Origin of the sequence: Thiocystis minor (assembly GCF_016653465.1) — a bacterium.
Taxonomy (GTDB): Bacteria; Pseudomonadota; Gammaproteobacteria; order Chromatiales; family Chromatiaceae; genus Chromatium; species Chromatium minus.
Window position 1 is genome coordinate 30,710 of record NZ_NHSQ01000151.1, and the last position, 15,679, is coordinate 46,388.

Annotated in this window: 12 protein-coding genes and 1 tRNA gene; 3 read left to right on the top strand and 10 right to left on the bottom strand. The window is 62.8% G+C overall.

What is annotated here, in order from left to right; genetic code table 11:
- Position 1: 1 nt before the first annotated feature.
- Positions 2-301, top strand: coding sequence for a hypothetical protein (locus CCR95_RS20430; protein WP_201097928.1), 300 nt, complete (start codon positions 2-4; stop codon positions 299-301).
- Positions 302-330: 29 nt separating this feature from the next.
- Here CCR95_RS20430 and rlmB read toward each other — a convergent pair whose 3' ends face one another.
- Together rlmB and rnr are read right to left on the bottom strand one after the other, a co-directional pair.
- Positions 331-1,071 carry a 23S rRNA (guanosine(2251)-2'-O)-methyltransferase RlmB gene (rlmB, locus tag CCR95_RS20435; RefSeq protein ID WP_201097930.1) on the bottom strand — a complete coding sequence of 247 codons (741 nt, stop codon included), beginning with the start codon at positions 1,069-1,071 and terminating at the stop codon, positions 331-333.
- A 2-nt stretch (positions 1,072-1,073) separates the two neighbouring features.
- Positions 1,074-3,521 (bottom strand): ribonuclease R, encoded by a 2,448-nt coding sequence (gene rnr, locus CCR95_RS20440; RefSeq protein ID WP_201097932.1) that lies wholly within the window; start codon positions 3,519-3,521, stop codon positions 1,074-1,076.
- A gap of 119 nt (positions 3,522-3,640) precedes the next feature.
- On the opposite strand from rnr, the gene CCR95_RS20445 reads away from it, so the two are divergent.
- Both CCR95_RS20445 and CCR95_RS20450 read left to right on the top strand, forming a co-directional pair.
- Positions 3,641-3,727: transfer RNA gene (locus CCR95_RS20445), tRNA-Leu, on the top strand.
- 297 nt (positions 3,728-4,024) lie between these two features.
- Positions 4,025-5,386, top strand: coding sequence for a DegQ family serine endoprotease (locus CCR95_RS20450; protein WP_201097934.1), 1,362 nt, complete (start codon positions 4,025-4,027; stop codon positions 5,384-5,386).
- Positions 5,387-5,443: 57 nt separating this feature from the next.
- On the opposite strand, the gene CCR95_RS20455 is transcribed toward CCR95_RS20450, so the two are convergent.
- The 8 genes from CCR95_RS20455 to CCR95_RS20490 form a co-directional block, all read right to left on the bottom strand.
- A complete protein-coding gene (locus CCR95_RS20455; RefSeq protein ID WP_201097936.1) occupies positions 5,444-6,757 on the bottom strand; it encodes a nucleotide sugar dehydrogenase in 1,314 nt (437 codons plus the stop codon).
- A 95-nt stretch (positions 6,758-6,852) separates the two neighbouring features.
- Entirely contained in the window at positions 6,853-8,856 is a 2,004-nt protein-coding gene (locus CCR95_RS20460) for a heparinase II/III family protein (RefSeq protein WP_201097938.1), read from the bottom strand.
- 12 nt (positions 8,857-8,868) lie between these two features.
- Complete coding sequence (locus CCR95_RS20465) at positions 8,869-9,918, bottom strand: glycosyltransferase (protein WP_207188699.1); 1,050 nt, start codon at positions 9,916-9,918, stop codon at positions 8,869-8,871.
- Positions 9,919-10,001: 83 nt separating this feature from the next.
- Entirely contained in the window at positions 10,002-10,328 is a 327-nt protein-coding gene (locus CCR95_RS20470) for a hypothetical protein (protein WP_201097942.1), read from the bottom strand.
- On the bottom strand, positions 10,328-12,070 hold the full coding sequence (locus CCR95_RS20475; RefSeq protein ID WP_201097944.1) for an Hsp70 family protein: 1,743 nt from the start codon (positions 12,068-12,070) through the stop codon (positions 10,328-10,330). Before CCR95_RS20475 ends, CCR95_RS20470 begins: the two co-directional genes overlap by 1 nt.
- A gap of 76 nt (positions 12,071-12,146) precedes the next feature.
- Positions 12,147-12,863, bottom strand: a complete 717-nt coding sequence (gene grpE / locus CCR95_RS20480; RefSeq protein ID WP_201097946.1) for a nucleotide exchange factor GrpE — start codon at positions 12,861-12,863, stop codon at positions 12,147-12,149.
- Positions 12,863-13,177: a J domain-containing protein gene (locus CCR95_RS20485; RefSeq protein ID WP_201097948.1), complete on the bottom strand. Its 315-nt coding sequence runs from the start codon at positions 13,175-13,177 to the stop codon at positions 12,863-12,865. Before CCR95_RS20485 ends, grpE begins: the two co-directional genes overlap by 1 nt.
- Positions 13,174-15,678, bottom strand: a complete 2,505-nt coding sequence (locus CCR95_RS20490) for a hypothetical protein (protein WP_201097950.1) — start codon at positions 15,676-15,678, stop codon at positions 13,174-13,176. The genes CCR95_RS20485 and CCR95_RS20490 overlap by 4 nt, the downstream gene beginning before the upstream one ends.
- Position 15,679 lies beyond the last annotated feature (1 nt).

Sequence of the window (15,679 nt, forward strand, 5' to 3'; positions counted from 1 at the left end):
GATGGGCGCCGACAACCGTGGAGATTGGAAACTTCTGGCGGTCGTCCTGAGCGTCGTCGTACTCCTGCTTCTGGTGGTGGCCGCCGTCCTGCTGCCCGCGACGGTGCCGGCGGTCGCGGCATTGAACACAGGGATGGGGCTAAAGGAGGCCGTGCCCTGGGGCTTTGGCGTGACCCTCGGTCTGTTCGTGCTGTTCGCGATCGTCGCGGGCGACGGTCTGATCGGGGAACTTCAATTCATGCTGGGATCGTTCTTCTCGTTTTTCCTCATCCTCACGCTGCTGATTGCCTGGGTGTTCTGAGAGTCCGGACGACGGACTTGCCGATCGACTCATCGACGCTGCCGCAATGCCTCGTACAGACAGACCCCGGCGGCGACCGAGACATTCAGGCTCTCGACCTGGCCGCGCATGGGTAGACGAACCAGCCGGTCGCAGCGTTCGCGGGTCAGACGTCGCAGACCGCTGCCCTCGCTGCCCATGACGAGCCCCAGCGGGCCGGTCAGATCGGCCGCGTAGAGGTCGATGTCGGCCTCGCCGGCGGTTCCGGTCAGCCAGATTCCCCGCGCCTTGAGTTCTTCCATAACGCGGACCAGATTGGTGACCTGAAAATAGGGCAGGGTTTCGGCCGCGCCGCTGGCGACCTTGCAGACCACGGGCGTCAAACCAACGGCATTGTCCTTGGGCGCGATCACGGCCTGAACGCCGACCGCCTCGGCGGTGCGCAGACAGGCGCCGAGATTGTGCGGATCCTGTACCTCGTCGAGCAGGAGCAGGAAGGGCGGTTCCTGGAGAGCGTCCAGGAGCGCCGCGAGATCCTGTTCGGAGCGCGCCGCCGGCACCCGCACCCAAGCCAGAACGCCCTGATGGTTTGCCCCCTCTGCGCTGCCGTCCAGCTCGTCGTGGTCGACCTGACGGACCTTCACGCCCGCCTGACGGGCCAGTTCCGCGACATCGGCCAGCCGTCGATCGCGTCGGGTGCGTTCCAGCCAGAGTTCGGCGACGCCCTCGGTGCCAAACTTGAGCGCGGCGCGAACGCTGTGGATTCCGCTGACAGGGGAGAGGTCTTTCACCGTCAGGACTCAGGCGCGGAGCCGGAAGGCTTGCGCTTGCGACGGTTGCGCGAGCGCGGCTTCTTGACGCCAGCCGGTTCAGCCGCTTTTGGGGCACCCTCGTCGACGACTTTCCGCGCACCCTGAGCGGCTGTCTTCTTGCGAGCGACCTGGCCGGCGGACTTGCGACGGCCCTGTTCGGCGGCCGGCTTGGGGGCGGCTTGCCCGGAAGACTTGTCGCCGCCCGACTTCGCGGACTTGCGCCCGCCCGATCCCGCGACCGGGACCGCGACCGGCACGAAATCGATCTTGCGATCGTCCAGATTCACCGCGGCGACCTGAATCCGTAGCCGGTCGCCCAGACGATAGACCATCCCGGTCCGCTCGCCGTGCAGCCGGTGGCCGATGGGGTCGAAGTGATAATAATCGTTGTCCAGCGCAGTGATATGCACCAGTCCGTCCACATGCACCTCGTCGAGTTCGACGAAGATGCCGAACGAATTGACGCTGGTGATGGTGCCGTCGAACTGCTCGCCGAGCTTGTCCTGCATGAACTCGCACTTGAGCCAGTCCTCGGCGTCGCGGGTCGCCTCGTCGGCGCGCCGCTCGGTGCCCGAACACTGCTCCCCGATCTGTTGCAGGTCGATCTTGGAGTAGTCCAGATCCGCCGCCGTCCCGCCCGCGAGCAGATGCTTGATGATGCGGTGGACGATCAGATCGGGATAGCGTCGGATCGGCGAGGTGAAATGGGTATAGGCATCGAAGGCCAGGCCGAAATGGCCGACATTGTCCGCGCTGTACATGGCCTGCTGCATCGAGCGCAGCAGCACGGTTTGGATAAGGCGGCGATCCGGGCGATCCTTCACCTGCTCCAGCAGTTGCGCGTAATCGGCGGCGGTCGGTTTGGCGCCGCCCGGCAGCTTCAGGGCCAACTGGCCGAGGAACTCGCGCAGATCGGTGAGCTTTTCCTCGCTCGGGGTGTCATGGATGCGATAGAGCGCCGGAATCCGCTTGCGCTCGAACAGACGCGCGGCGGCCACGTTGGCGGCCAGCATGCATTCCTCGATCAGCTTGTGGGCATCGTTGCGGATCAGCGGCACCACCGCTTCAATGCGGCCCTGGTTGGTAAACTCGAACTTGGTTTCCGTGGTGTCGAAGTCGATGGCACCGCGCTCGACCCGCGCTGCGTGGAGCACCTGATAGAGCTGATAGAGTTCGTGCAGACGGGGCAACACATCCGCGTATTGCGCGCACAGATCGGCATCGCCATCGACCACCATGGCCGCGACCTGATCGTAGGTCAGGCGTGCCTGGGAGCGCATCACGCCCTCGAAGAAGCGGGTGCGCGTGACCTTGCCTTCCGCGTTGATATAGAGTTCGGCGGTCATGCACAGCCGATCCACCTGGGGATTCAGCGAGCAGAGTCCGTTCGAGAGGATCTCCGGCAGCATGGGGATGACCCGATCCGGGAAGTAAACCGAATTGCCGCGCGATTTGGCCTCGGTGTCCAGCGCGGTGCCGGGGACCACGTAGCTGGAGACGTCGGCGATGCAGACCAGCAGCTTCCAGCCCTTGGGCTTGCGTTCGCAGTAGACGGCATCGTCGAAATCACGCGCATCGGCCCCATCGATCGTCACCAGCGCCAGTTTGCGCAGATCCGTGCGGCCCTCCTTCGCCGTCTCCGGCACCTCGGCGGCGAGTTCGGCGACTTCCGCCTTGACCTCCTCGGGCCAGTCCACCGGCAGATCATGGGTGCGGATCGCGATATCCGTCTCCATGCCCGGCCCCATGTGATCGCCGAGCACTTCCACGATGCGCCCGATGGGCTGGGTGCGCGAGGTTGGCTGATCGGTGATCTCGGCCACCACGATCTGACCCTGCTGCGCGCCTTCCATGCGGTCGCTCGGGATGACGATGTCGTGGGTCAGACGCTTTTTGTCCGGCATCACGAAACCGACGCCGCTCTCTTGATAGAGACGACCGACCACGGTGCGGGTATTGCGCTCCAGGATCTCCACCACCGCGGCTTCCAGACGCCCGCGCCGGTCGCGTCCGCTCACCCGCACCACGACCCGATCGCCATGGAAGAGCGCGCGCATCTCCTTCGCGTAGAGATAGAGATCGTCGCCCCCTTCGTCAGGACGCACGAAGCCGAACCCGTCCGGATGACCGATCACCCGTCCCGCGATCAGATCGCGCTTGTTCACCAGACAGAACGCCTGGTTGCGATTGCGGACCAACTGACCGTCGCGCACCATGGCGCCGAGTCGGCGTTCCAGCGCGATCCGATCTTCTTCGTCGGTCAGGGTGAGGGTGGTGGCCAGCTCCTCGAAGGATTGAGGCACCCCGTTGCTGGTGAGCGTATCGAGGATAAACTCGCGGCTCGGGATGGGGTTGGCGTATTTCTTCGCCTCGCGCTGGCGATGCGGATCCGCGTCTCTGGCGGTACTGGAGGGTTGACGTTTTGCCACGTGATCTCGTGAATTCTCAAAAAGGCTAAGTGTACCGTTGACAAGCCCGGCGCGTCTCACTAATATTCGCGCCTCGCTCGGTGTCGTCATCGCTCGCTTGATGACACTCCAAGCCTCATGCCGAGGTGGCGGAATTGGTAGACGCGCATGGTTCAGGTCCATGTAAGCGAAAGCTTGTGGAGGTTCGAGTCCTCTTCTCGGCACCATTCTCTCAATGGCTTGGAAAAATAAGCGCTTTCTCAATCCCAGGGTTTACCTTCTCAATTCCAGGGTCTACCCCCGTACGCAAGTTCGGTCCCTCTGTTCGGCCCCGTCTTTTCACTGTCTGTCTCCAGCCCTTCACGCTTGCCTTGACAGCGATCACGCGCCTCTCGCCTACCGATGTTCATCGAAGGTCGGGATTGCCTCTCTTGACGGTTGCGCGCAAAACGTCGTCATCCATTGCGCAATCAGGCTTGCTCCCTTATTTTTGATGTCATGCGATCTCAATCAGACGGCCAGCCATGACCTTTATCCGACATCTTGTCCTCGCTTTCGTTCTCATTCCGCTTCTGCTGTCGGCGCCGCCATTGCGCGCGGGGCTGCCGACGTCGATCGACGATCAGCCGCTCCCCAGTCTGGCGCCGATGCTGGAGCGGGCGGTTCCGGCCGTCGTCAATATCTCCACGGTCAGCCAGATCGAGGCGGCGGATCATCCGCTGCTGCGAGATCCCTTTTTCCGCCATTTCTTCGACATTCCGCAGGAACGTCAGCAACGGAAAAACAATAGCCTGGGCTCCGGGATCATTGTGGACGCCAAACGCGGGCTGGTCCTGACGAACCATCACGTCATTGCCAAGGCGTCGGAGATCGGGATCGGCATGCACGACGGCCGCACCCTCGCCGCTGAGTTAATCGGTACCGATCCGGCCACCGACATCGCCGTTCTGCGCATCCCGGCCAAGGATCTGGCCGCTCTGTCGTTCGCGGATTCGGACTCGCTCAGAGTCGGCGATTTCGTCGTGGCGATCGGCAATCCCTTCGGTCTCAGCCAAACGGTGACCTCAGGAATCGTGAGCGGGCTGGGACGCACCGGGCTCGGCATCGAGGGCTACGAGAGCTTCATTCAGACCGATGCCTCGATCAATCCGGGTAACTCGGGCGGTCCCCTGGTTAATCTGCGCGGCGAACTGGTCGGCATGAACACCGCGATCCTCGCCCCGGGCGGCGGCAATATCGGCATCGGCTTCGCGATCCCGGCCAATATGGCTCGGGCGATCATGGAGCAGCTTGTGGAGCATGGCGCGGTGCGGCGTGGTTTGTTCGGTGTCGGGGTGCAGGATCTGACCGGAGAACTGGTTGCGGCCTTTAACCTTGAGGATCGCGAGGGCGCGCTGGTCACGAGCGTGGAAAAGGGCTCGGCAGCCGACGACGCGGGACTGCGCGAAGGCGACATCATCCTCACGGTCAACGACAAACCCGTCCGGGGATCGGCGGATCTGCGCAATCGCTTCGGACTGCTGCGGGTTGGGGAGCGGGTGGAACTGGAAATCGTGCGTGGCGGCAAGCAGCGCCGTCTGAGCGGAATCATCGCCGATCCCTACCGTGACTTCGTCCGCGGCGACCGCCTCTCGCCCATCCTGGCGGGCGCGCTCTTGGGTGAGTTGGACCGCCGGGGCGGCGTGCCCGCCGTGCCCGTAGGGACGGTGGAAACCGATACCCCTGCCTGGAACGCGGGTCTGCGCGAGGGCGACCGCATCCTGCAGGTCAACGGTCAAGGGATCGACAGTCTGCGCGAGATCGCCATTCTCTTGAGCAAGGCCGGCGGGCTCTACAGCCTGCGGGTCCAGCGTGGCGATGATTTGGTCCTGCTGGCGCGTCGTTGATTCGGGCGGTCGCGTCCGACCGCGCTGAGGGCGGACGCGGTTTACCGGGGGCTGAGATTACCAGCAAATGCCGCGATACTGGCTTTCGCTGCTTTTTTGGTCGGTGACGCCCCACAGATCAACCATGATTTGTTGGGAGGATAAACGCTCCAGCATGCCCTTGAATTCCTTGGACGGATTTCCGATCACAACCGTCTCGGCATGAGCCAATGCCTCCTCGATACTGTCAACCATCAGTTTCGAGATGTGCGGTATGTGATTCAAAATATAGTCCCGGTTGGCGCCAAACAGGCTGGCGATGTTGACGTTTCGATCATAAACCTTCAACTCGAAACCTTTGCCCAATAGCCGCTCGATCAACTCGACGACCGGGCTTTCGCGCAGATCGTCAGTCCCTGCCTTGAAGGCAAAGCCCAGAATACTGATTTTTTTGTGGCCGGCGGCGATCACCATGTCCAGCGCGCGTCGCACCTGAAGCTCGTTGCTTGGCATGATGGCATCGAGGATAGGCACGGCAACATCGCACTCTCGCGCCTTATAGGTCAATGCGCGAACATCCTTGGGCAGGCATGAGCCGCCGAAGGCAAAGCCGGGCTTCATGTAGTAGGGGGAAAGGTTCAGCTTCGTATCCTGGCAAAAAATGTCCATGACCTGCCGCCCATCAAGCCCTGAAGCCTTGCAGATACTTCCAATCTCGTTGGCGAATCCGACCTTCAGCGCGTGCCAGACGTTGTCCGTGTATTTGACCATTTCGGCCGTTTCGACTTCGGTGCGGATCAAGGGCGCGTCGAGTCCCGCGTAGAGGCTGGCCAGAATCTCCCCGCTACGATCGTCCGTTTCGCCGATCACGGTCTTGGGCGGATTATAAAAATCCCAAACCGCCGAGCCTTCGCGCAGGAACTCGGGATTGTTACAGACGCCAAAGTCAATCCCGGCCCGCTTCCCGGAGCATTCCTCCAGCACCGGGATGACGACATTCCGCATCGATCCCGGCAGCATCGTGCTGCGCGCGACCACGACATGAAAGCGCTTTTGATCGCGCAGTGCCTCGCCAATCTGCTCGCAGACGTAGCGCACATAGCGCAGATCCAGGCTGCCGTTGATTTGACTGGGCGTGCCGACACAGATCAGGGAAAGATCGGAGATGGCGATGGCATCCTGAACGCTTTCCGTGGCGGTCAGCGTTCCCTTGGCGATGGCATCGGCGATCATGTCGCCCACGCCTTCCTCGATGATCGGCGAGACGCCCTGTTGAATCAGACGAACCTTGGTCCGATTCGGATCGACACCAACGACCTCATGACCCTCCTTGGCGAGACAGGCCGCGGAGACCGTGCCAACATAACCCAGACCGAAAATACTGACTTTCATGACCCTACCCCCTCTGTAAACGAAAACCCGAGATCCGGTACTGGAACCGCCAAGAACTCTAAGAATTGCTTACCATCCGGTCATCCATGGCGGATTCAACGCGAGCGGCCGACCTTGATCGTCGCGTCCAGTTGTGTCTGACCGCGAATGTCGAAGCGTTCCACCAGGGAATAAGCGGGATGTTTGCGGTCGAAACTGCGCGAGATCCAGCCGGTCATCGGATCGTCCGAGCCGATGGACAGAACGCGATGACCTTGCGACCTGGGATCCAGCGCGAGTTCGATGCGCTGTCCGGCATTGGACACCGCAACGCCCGGAGCGGTGAAATCGACCTGGCAACCTTCCGAGAAATGCCACCATCGCTCCACCCGATGATCCGCGGCGCACTCCAGAGTGTCGCGAAGGCGAAGCACTCGGGCGGACTTCTCGAATCGCCAATGCCGGCGATGAATCGCCGGATCCGGCAGACTGGAATAACCATCATGCTCTCCAACCAGTTCCGCTACGTCGGGATCGTCGCGCCATGCCAGAGAACGGGCGCGCGCATGACGTACCCACATGAAGTTTCCGCCAATCAGCGACTGATCCAGGCCGTCGACACGCAACGTATTATGCGCGGCGGTGCCTCGGAAATAATCGCGCCAAGCCTTTTGAGTATGATAACTATAGGTACCGGGGTCGACGAGAAACTCGACGCCGCCAACCGACAGGGTGAAGGCAAGCGCATCCGCATGACCATGCGCGGCGATCGAAAGATAGCCCAGCGGCCCCGTGTCCGCGACGATGCGAATTTCCTGATCGGTCTCCCAGTCCGTGCCGAGGATGTAATAACCCCCGTGCGGGAAACTCGTGCGTACCGGCCGAGCGAAGTCAGGCCGGTCCATCGGGAGCGCGCGAGCGTCGTCCATCTCCGCGCCCATCAGCCAGCGGGTCTTCGCGTCGATTCCGCCGGCCTTGGCCAACAGCTCCGGGCGTTCGAACAGGAGCCCCCCAGAGGCCAGCAGAGACCGATAGGGACAGAAATTCTCTCCCTGAGCAAGTCGGACCGCATAACCGTCGTCGGCATCCCCGATCATCGGCAGATTTCCGCCGACATCCATGATCGACGCCAGGAAATCGAGCATGCGTTCGAGACTTTTCCAATAGCGTGGCTCGAAATCGCAACCGTTTTCACGCCCGGCAAGCCCGGCGATCAGGAGAAAATCCCCGACGAATTGCATGTAAGAGACGGTCTGTTCCTTGAGAACCCCGTCCGCGTGAACCTGCAGGACCGCTTCCCTCGTCAGGATCGCGTGCGATTCGGCCCGCCAGGCGGCCGACCGTGGCCAGGCGGGCCAGGTCGCGGAGGCGACAAAGAGTCCGGCGGCCTCGCCGATCAGATGATTGTTCGCCGATGAATAGCGCGACCAGTTTTCCGCAATGAAACACGAGTGCTCCCAAATCGAACCGAGCCAGGCCGAATGAACCTGCTTGCCGTCTTCGCCCGCGAACAACCGGCTCTCCGCGCCGCCGATCAGTTGCCAGCAGATCGACCAGTTGATCAAGCGAATCCCGGCCTCCAGCGAGCTTGACCAGTTCGGACCCTGAGGATAGGGGCATTGGTCGATCCAGGAGCGCAAAAGTCGCTTGAAACCTTCCAGATAACGCCCATCCCGGGTGATCCAGTAGGCTTGGCAGAGCGTGACGAACTCCAGATGCCGATTTGGCTCCCAGAGATATTTGATATCTCCGACGAGCGACTCTTGACGGTAATCGAGTGTCATCCCAAAGGTCGACGGGGCCAGGGTGCCCGTTTTCGGATCCCGGTTCCAGTCCGGAGTCGTTCCTAAATCGACATCGGAGAGCGCGAAAACAGCATAGTGACCCGCGAGGATTCGATCCGCCGCAGTGGCATAGGCCGTGGCGTCAAAGCGCTCGCCGGGATGCAGCCATGAGGTGTTTGCCACCGGCAGTGTTGGCGCCGGCGGTCGGCGATTCGACCCTCGAAGCGGCCGCAGCGTCACGCGTACCTTCTTGCGAAGACGATAGAGCGTTTCTCCGATCGACATGCACCGGAGCCGGTTCAGATACCAGTTGAATTTTTCGGATTGCCGCGCCATGCGATGTCCTCATCAGCGATCGATCTCGGCATACAAGGCGCTCAGCGAACGCTCGACGCAATCCATGCTAAAGGATTCGTCTGCGTGCTTGCGCGAGAGGCGGCTCGCTTGCAGCCAGGCAGCCTCATCGGTTGAATATCTTGAGATCCGATCGGCTAACGCCTCGCTGTCACCCGGCTCGATGAGATAGCCATTCGCGCCATCGATGACCGCATCGGGGATCCCACCGACCGGGGTCGCGATAATCGGCAAACCGGCTGCCATCGCCTCCAGAATTCCCATGGGCAATCCCTCATCATAGGACGGCAAGGCATACAGATCCGAACGCCAGAGTAATTCGACCACCTGCCGGTTATCGACCCAACCCAGCACTTCGACCTTGTTCATCAGATCGGCCGCGCGAATCGCCGCCTTCGCTCCCTCGACATCCCCATCTCCGGCAATGAAGAAGCGTACGTCCGTGTCTCGCAGGCGATCCGCTGCGCGAATCAAATCGAATACGCCTTTCCGCTCTCCGATCCGTCCCAGAAAGAGAACGGTCATGGGGGCGTGCAAGCCGGTTCGCTCGATATGGTACTTCTCGACATTGACGCCATTATGAATCATCGACACCCGACATCCCGGCGAGATTTCCTGGAGTTTCACCAACCAGGATTGCGACAAGGCGATGACCGCGTTGGCCCGCGACAGACCGAATCGGATAGCGGCCTTCTCGACGCGACTGGATTTTCGATAATAAGTATCGAAGGAACTGCCATGGACATGCCAGATCGTGCGTTTGCCAAACGCCCACGCGATCAGGAAAAACAAGAAAAGACGTCGATAGCTCCAGCCTTGGGAGGTATGAAAATGGACAAGGGCGGAAGCCAGAATGAAAACGACGATACGTGGCGATTGAACGAGATAGAACAACGCTTTTGTCAATTTATTGCCGTCGCAATGGGTCGGTAAGTAGCGGACTCCGAGGCGTCCGAGCATATCCCGCTCCACGTAGTTACGGATGACCGACCCGATGCCGCCTTTCGTCGACATCTGTGTCCCAAGCATCAATAGACGTGTCACGATTCCAATCCCCCTTTCTGCAACCGTTTTGTCGAACATGATGCCGGCCATGCTTTCATGGCGACCATCGCATTCCTTGAATCTCAATCCCTCTCGACGACGTACATCACGTCCGTTCCGACTTGATTTTGGCATTGCGCAATGACCTTGCTGTCATCGCGCTCTTCTCTCGCGGTCCACTGGGCGAAGTTGAGCAGGCGTTCCGCAAAAGGCGTGCGGTGAAGGGCCAGCGCCTGGATCAGGTCCGCGCTCGCCGCCTCGGGATCGGCGGCCTCCAGATGCGCCATGGCGCGGGCGATCAGCGACTCGGCCGCCTGTTCGACCCGGATCAGGCCGGCCAGCTCCATGCCGCACCGCCGACAGGTGACGCGGCCATCCCAGCGGGCCGCGCAGTTCGGACACCGCTCCATCAGGATTCCAGGTAATAGAGCAGATCCGTCAGCGCGGCGACCGCCGGTTCCAACGCGCCGACATCGCCTTCTACGAGCGCATCGCGCACCCTTTCGATTAGATCCACCAGGTCTTCCCGGTCCTCCGGGTTGGCGGTCTCCAGCAACCGTTCGGCTTTCTCGATCAGTGCGTTGGCCTGGACCGTCTCGCGCTGATGATGGGTCGCATCATGGGACACATTGCGGGCCTCGCCGTCGATCAGGGCGCCGATGCGTTCGCGGGCGGCATCGAGTTCCTGCTGCTCGAAGCGGGTGGTGGCGTTGTCGATGGAGATGCGCGTTTCCAGACCGGTGCGTTTCTCGCGCGAGCTGACCTGCAGGATGCCGTTCAGGTCCAGCGAAAAGGTGGTCACGATCAGGTTGCCCGCCGGGACATCGCTCAGGCCCTCGATTCGAAAGGAACCGATCTCGGTGTTGTTGAGTGCGTCCGGATCGTCGCCCTGATAGACCTGCACCTCGATGATGGTCTGACCGTCGTAGTGGGTCTGAAAGACCTCGCTCTTGGTCACCGGAATCGGGGTGTTCTTGCGGATCAGCGGAATGTAGGTGTAGGGGTAAAGCTCGCCGTTGAGATCGCTGAGCGCGCTGGTCCCGAAGGTATAGGGGGTGATGTCCACCAGCACGCTGCTCACCTTCTCGCCCGCGATCACCGCCGCCTGGATCGCTGCGCCCGCCGCCACGCAGAGTTCCGGGTCGACCTCGGCGCGGGGCTGCATGCCGAGCATCTGCTCCAGCCGTGTCTGCACCAGCGGGGTCCGCGTGGCGCCGCCGACCAGGAGCACCTCGTCGAGTTCCGCGACGGTCAGCGAGGCGCCTTTGAGGGCGATATGCACCGCCTCCAGGGTCTCCTCGATGTAGGGCGCGATCATCTCCTCGTAATCGGTGCGCGCCACCTCCAGCGACAGGTTGATCGGCTTGCCGTCCTGCTCCAGCAGATATTCTTCCTCGATACGCGCGAAGGGGGCGTCGCTGAGCGCGATCTTGACCGTTTCGCAGGCGCGGACGATACGGGCCATGGCGGCCTTCTGTTCGCCGGGGTCGACGCCCTGGGTCTCTTTCAGATGGGTCACGACATGTTCGACCAGCCGGGCGTCGAAATCGTCTCCGCCGAGATGATTGTTGCCGTGACTCGCCAGTACCTCGGTCACGTCCCGGTTCAGGCGCACCACCGAGACATCGAAGGTGCCGCCGCCCAGGTCATAGACCAGGATGGTTTTGGCCGTCTCATGGTCGGCCTCGTAGGCCAGCGCGGCGGCGGTCGGCTCGTTGATGATGCGCATGACTTCCAGGCCCGCCAGTCCGCCGGCGTCGCGGGTTGCCTGGCGCTGCGCGTCGGAGAAATAGGCGGGCACCGTGATGATGGCCTTCGACACCGGCTGGCCCAGCGCGTCCTCGGCGGCCTGCTTGAGCCGGCGCAGAATGAGTGCCGAGATCTCCTGCGGCGTGTAGGACTGCTCGCCCATCGGCAGACGCACGTCCTCGCCCATGCGCCGCTTCACCGAGCGGATGGTGCGTTCCGGATAGATGACGTACTGATTGCGCGCGGACTGACCCACGAGCAGCGTGCCGTCGTCGGCGAGTCCGACCATGGAGGGCAGGATTTTGGAACCGTCGACCTCAATGATGCGGGTGCGACCGTCCTGGACCACGGCCACCTCGGAGTTGGTGGTTCCCAGGTCAATACCGATGATGATGTCGTTCACAAGTGTGGTTCCGTGGAATAAATGTAAAAACTACGTACAGCGTGACGCGCGTTGGCAGAGGGTTTCGGGAAATCGCCTAGCCCAACGGCCAAACCCCCGGCGGTGGCGCGCCGCTAGCGTCGCCAATCGTCCGACCTCGCGGCCGGTTGACCACCACTTCGGCAGGTCGCAACAGCCGGTCTTGATAGAAAAAACCCTTGCGCAGCTCGCCAACCACGACACCTTCCGGACGGAGAGGATTTCGCGCCAGCTCGGCGGCGTGCATGGTGTGCGGATCGAAGCTCTGGCCCAGCGCCGGCAGTTCGCGCACGCCCCGGCGCGCCAGCGTCTCGTCGAACCGGCGCAGATTCATCCTCATGCCTTCCGCCATGGACGCGACGAAACCGCTGGCGCGGCCATCGAACCAGCCAGGTTGAAAGCGCCGCGCCTGATCGAGGCCCGCCTGCAGGCGGTCGCGGAGTTCCAGCAGTTCGAGCAACAGGTTTTTCTGGCCCTGTTGGTCCGCCTTGCGGTCCTGCTCGCGGTGTCGTTCCTGTTCGTCGCTCAGACGGGCATTGGTCTCGCGCAGCGTATCGAAGAGCGAGCGGAATTCGTCGAGCGCGGATTTGACCTGACGCGATTCCAGCTTGACCTCGTTCTTGAGCGCGACCAGCTCCGCAAGCAGCGTGAAGAGATCCGGAGCGACACTGCCACTCGTTTCCTGAGCGGAGTCGAAGGGAACCGACGCATGGGAACGCGCGTCCAGATAAGCCCGGAAGCGTGCGGTAAGCTGATCCTTCTCCGCCTCGTCCATCAGTCGCCCCCGCGCAGCAGGGCCGCAAACAGCGCCGGTTCCGGTCGCCCCCAAGCGGTATCGAAGGCTCCGGATCGACCCAGCGGAAACGCCCGGTCGAGCAGATCCGCCGGCTCGGGTGGCGCGGTCTCGAACAGCGCATACGCCAGGCGGTCGCGCTGGGTGCGCAGGGCCTCGTAAGCCGTGCGCAGGGCCTGGAAGCCGTCAGCGTCGCGCTCCGGCGGGCAACGTTTGATGCCTTCCAGATAGGCCGCCTCGATAGCGGTGTCGTCCGCGTCATCGGGTACGCCAAGGATTAGATAGGGGTCTCTCATCGGAAAAAATCCGAAAGGTCGGAAAAATCCGGCAGCGTGCCGTCGCGGGCGTGGCTGAACAGTTCGATCAATTTCTCGATCACCGCCGGCTCGCCGATCTGGCGCGCCATGCGTTTGAGCTGGCGTTTGATGTCGGGCGGAAAACCGAGAATGTTCATCGTCTTCTCCAACCCGGCCATGCGCAGCATCATCACCAGCGCATCCGTCGCCATCTCGTCGGAGACGTCTCCCGCGTCACCGTCATCATCGTCGTCAAAAGGAAAGCCGAACGGGCTTGCACCCAGGGGACCGCCAAAGCCGAACGGGTTCAGAGCGTCAAAGATCTCCTTGATCCGCAGCGCGGTCCGCATATCCCCTTCCTCGCGGGCCTGTGCCAGCGCATCCTCCAGACGGTCGAGATCCCGGTTCGGGCGGCCGCTGAATCCCTTGGGGTATTTGGCCTCGAAGGCGTGAAGCTCGAACACCGGAGCGCCTCGCCACTGTTTCAGCGCAATGTCCGCGACACTTTGGCGAAGTTTGTGGAAGCCGCAACGGCGCAGGGTTTCGCAGGCCGACTCCAGATCGCTCCGCGACAGTTGCGTCCAGGGCGCACTGCCGAGCGACTTAGTGAAATAGGCATCGAGTTCGCGCGAGAGCTTGCCGCCGCCATCCAGATGAGTGCGCAGCCGGGCGAGCGCGGCGAGCAGATCGTCGCGTCCCTGATGGACGAATTTTGGGAGCATGACCTGCTTGAACAGCTTGAGCGGCGGCAGCCTGACCGCGTCCCCGGCAAGCACCAGCGCCGCCTGAGTCGCCAGTCCTCCGCCCAGCCGCGCGACGGTCTCGCGCAGGATCGCGGCATCGGCATGTTCGATCACGGCGATGAGCCCCGAGGTTAGATCGAGCTGTTCGCGCGCATGACCGCCACGCGCCCAGGTGTCGGCCTCGTCCAGCGTCTTGCGCGCCAGATCCGCGCGCCCCTTGAGGAGCTGTTTACGGGCGTGCGCGAGATGGGCTGCCACCAGATGCTCGCGCACCTCGGTGTTGATCGAATCCACGGCGAGAATCCGACTGGCCAGGCCGGCGGCCTTCTTGAACGCCCCGGCATCGAGCGCCGCGTCCATGGCCGCGCTCAAGACCCGAGGATCCTGGGGCCAGCGTTCGGAGGCCTGATCCAGCAATCGGCGAACATCCTTGGTGCGTTTGCCGCGTCGGTAGTAGTGCAGCAGACGCAGGGTGAGGTCGCGGTCGTCGGGATCCCAGCGCAGACTTTCCTCTACCAGCTCAGCGACCCGCGCATCGAGATCGTCCGGATCGTCGGAGGGCTCGGGCCGGTCCAGTACCCGGCCGAACCGGTCGGCGCGCCGCAGGGCCAATGCGATGCGCAGTCGCTCGTCCGGGGTCAGGTCCGCGGGTGCGCGGGCGCCGCTCAGGTCGCGCGCGTAATTCTCCCAACCGTCCAGAACGTCCCAGGGATCTTTCGACTGCTCGGCATACCAGGCGGCCACTAGGCGCGCTTCCAGCGGATTCGCTTTGACGGCACCCACCGCGAGGAGCGACTTGAGACTCGCCGGATAATCGCGGATCAAGAGACGCAGATTCCGCTGACGAACCCAGTTCGCACCCAGTCGGTCGCGATGGCGGTGCAGAAGACGCAGCAGAGCGATGGGTTGCGCATCGCGACCCAGCCGATCGATCTCCTCCCACAGTGCGATTCTCTCGGGCGACCAGCCGCGCAATGCGCAGGCGAAGCGGACCGCGCTTTTGCTCGTCCGTTGCGGCTTTCCGGCATCGTGGATCGCCTCCAGAAACCGGGGCTCCGGCAGCAGAGCCAGCTCCGCGGCCCGTTTGATCGCGGCGAAGGCGGAGTCCTCGCCGACCCGTCCGAGCAACTCGGTGGCTTCCCTGTGACTCTCTGGCAGACACTGCAACGCCTTCAAGATCTGCACCCAATCACGGTAGGGCGAACGGAAGGGAAGCGCGGTCAATGCCGCGCGCAGACCGGTCTCGTCGCCCGCGCAATAGGCGACCAGAGCCGCAAGCGCCGGCGCGGCATGGCGTCGCACCGGATCCTCGGGCGCCAGCCGTTCGGCGATGACGGCATCTCCAGCCAGGAGTCGCGCGGCCAGCAGGGTCCGCAGACGCTCGGCCTCGGCCGGTGGCAAGGCAGCGCCCGCCGTCAGTAGGGCGCACACCGGCTCGGGACGCCCCAGACGTAGCAGGAGCGTCGCCTGCTCCGGCTCGAACGCAATGTCCTTGCCCAGACTGGCGCGGTTCTCCCACATCACCAGCGCCTCCCTGAGCATGCCTTTCGCGTTCAGCTCGCGCGCGCGTCCGGCATAGGCGTCGGCCAGCGCGAACCGCCAGTCCGGGCGGGGCTCTCGCTTCAGAAGCTGTTTGAAGCCGTCAATGGCGTCGCGAAAACGCCCGCCGGCCAGATGCTCGCGCGACTTGCGCTCGATCTCCTCGGGGGAGAGTTTGGCGCCGCCGGGGGGGATACGCTTCTTTGGTTTCGTAGACATC